This window comes from Streptomyces sp. NPDC055078 (assembly GCF_053607985.1).
On sequence record NZ_JBSGUP010000982.1, the window covers coordinates 1 to 2,092 of the forward strand.

Below are 2,092 nucleotides of genomic sequence, written 5' to 3' on the forward strand. Positions count from 1 at the left end.
GGCAGCGGTCCGGACAAGGCGCCAGGTGGTTCGCTTCCGGGCATCCGGCGCCGGGGCGCGGTTCAGGGCACGGGTTCTGAACCGGCCGGGGCCCGGTTCAGGACCCGCGGCCGAATTTTGGCCGGTTTAACCCTGATAAGCGGCGTGAAATCCCTGCTTGCGGAGCCCCGGCCAGGGCTCCGCAAGGCGGGTCCGGTGGGCCGCTCGACCACGCGGGCCGGGGCCGGGACGGCTGGGGCCGGGGCAGGGACGGCTGGGGCCGGGGCAGGGACGGCTGGGGCCGGGGCAGGGACGGGTGGGGCCGGGGCAGGGACGGCTGGACCGGACGACCCGGCCGACCGGACTCCCCCGGTCCCGGTGGTCCGCCACGCTCACCCGGACTCGGTCCGCTCGGTCCCGGTGCGCTCCTGGCTCACCCCGTCCCGGGGCCCAGGCCCGGTCCCGGTGTCCCTTCGCCCGGCCGGCGTCCCAGTGACCGCCGGACTCCCCCGGTCCCGGTGCGCTCCTGGCTCACCCGGACCACCGGTCCGCTCGGTCCCGGTGCACTCTTGGCTCACCCCGTCCCGGTCCTCAGCGCGGGCGGGTCCAGGAAGCCCTCCTCCACCAGGAGGCGGAGCGAGTGCGGGGTGCGGTCCCGCAGCAGCACCGGGTCCTCGTCGATGAGCTGGGCGATCGCGTCCAGGATGCGTCCGGCGCTCAGCGTCCCGTCGCAGGCCCCGGCGAAGCCCGCGCCCACCGTGTCGGCCTTGGTGGCCCGCCGCATGCCCCGGTGCTGCCGGAGGACGACATGCTCCGGGTGCTCTTCGCCCGGCAGCCCGACCTGCTCCTGCGTCACCTCGGGGGCCAGGGTGAAGTGATCGGCGAGCAGCGCCGCGTCGTCGTGCGTCCGCAGATACTCCTGGCGGGCGAAGTGCGCCGAGACGGTCGCGCCGAGCGGCTGCTCCACGGGGTGCGGCCACTCCTCGGTCACGATCGACGGTCGCCCGGATCCGGATTTGTGCAGGGTGATCCACCCGAACCCGACCGCTCTGGTCCTGAGCGCCTCGAACTCGTCGAGCCACTCCTCGTACCGCCGGGCATACCGCTCGGGATCGCCCCGGTGGTCACCGCTGTCACGCAGCCACAGCTCGGCGTACTGCGTGATGTCCTGCACTTCGCGCTGCACGATCCAGGCATCGCACCCGCGCGGCACCCAGGAGCGCAGCCGCTCCTGCCACTCCTCCCCCTCCACATGCTGCCAGTTGGCCAGGAACTGGGCGTACCCCCCGTCGTTCAACCGCTCCCCCGCCTGCTGAACGAGCGAGCGGCACAGATCGTCCCCGTTCATCCCGCCGTCCCGGTAGGTCAGCCGGGCGCCGGGGGAGATCACGAACGGCGGGTTCGACACGATCAGGTCGTAGGTGTCCGCCCCGACCGGCTCGTACAGCGAGCCCTGGCGCAGATCGGCCTCCGGCGCGCCGGAGAGCGCGAGTGTGAGCCGGGTGAAGTGCAGGGCGCGGGGGTTGAGATCGGTGGCCGTGACCCGGGTGGCGTGCTGGGCGGCGTGCAGGGCCTGGATACCGGAGCCGGTGCCGAGGTCGAGCGCGGCGGACACCGGCGTACGCACGGTGATACCGGCGAGGGTGGTGGACGCCCCGCCGACTCCGAGGACGACCTCCTCGCTCTGCCCGCCCGCGCCCGCCGCGCCGCCGACCGCGCACCCGAGGTCGGAGACGATGAACCAGTCCTGGCCCTCGGGACCTCCGTAAGGCCGTACGTCGACGGTGGCCCGCACCTCGCCGCCGTCACGGGTCACCCATCCGCCGGCGAGGCACTCCTCCAGTGGGAGGGCGGCGCGGGCCCGCCCGTCCGCTACGGGCCGCTGGAGCAGGAACAGCCGTACGAGCGTGTCCAGGACGCCGTCCCCGCGGGTGGCGCGCAGGGCGGGCACGGTCTCGCTGCGGGCGAGCGCGGCATACGCCGGCGCACCGAGCCGGTCGAGCAGGCCGTCGGCGGTGAAGGCACCGGCGAGCAGCGCCTCGCGCAGCCGGGGGGCACGGGCGGGCGAGGGGAGTCCTGGGGCAGCGCTGGTCGTACTCACCCGCCTATTGTG

Annotated in this window: 1 protein-coding gene; it reads right to left on the reverse strand. The window is 74.6% G+C overall.

Annotated features, from left to right (window positions below; genetic code table 11):
- Positions 1-553 precede the first annotated feature (553 nt).
- Positions 554-2,080 carry a DUF7059 domain-containing protein gene (locus tag ACWF94_RS39375; RefSeq protein WP_453499922.1) on the reverse strand — a complete coding sequence of 509 codons (1,527 nt, stop codon included), beginning with the start codon at positions 2,078-2,080 and terminating at the stop codon, positions 554-556.
- Positions 2,081-2,092 lie beyond the last annotated feature (12 nt).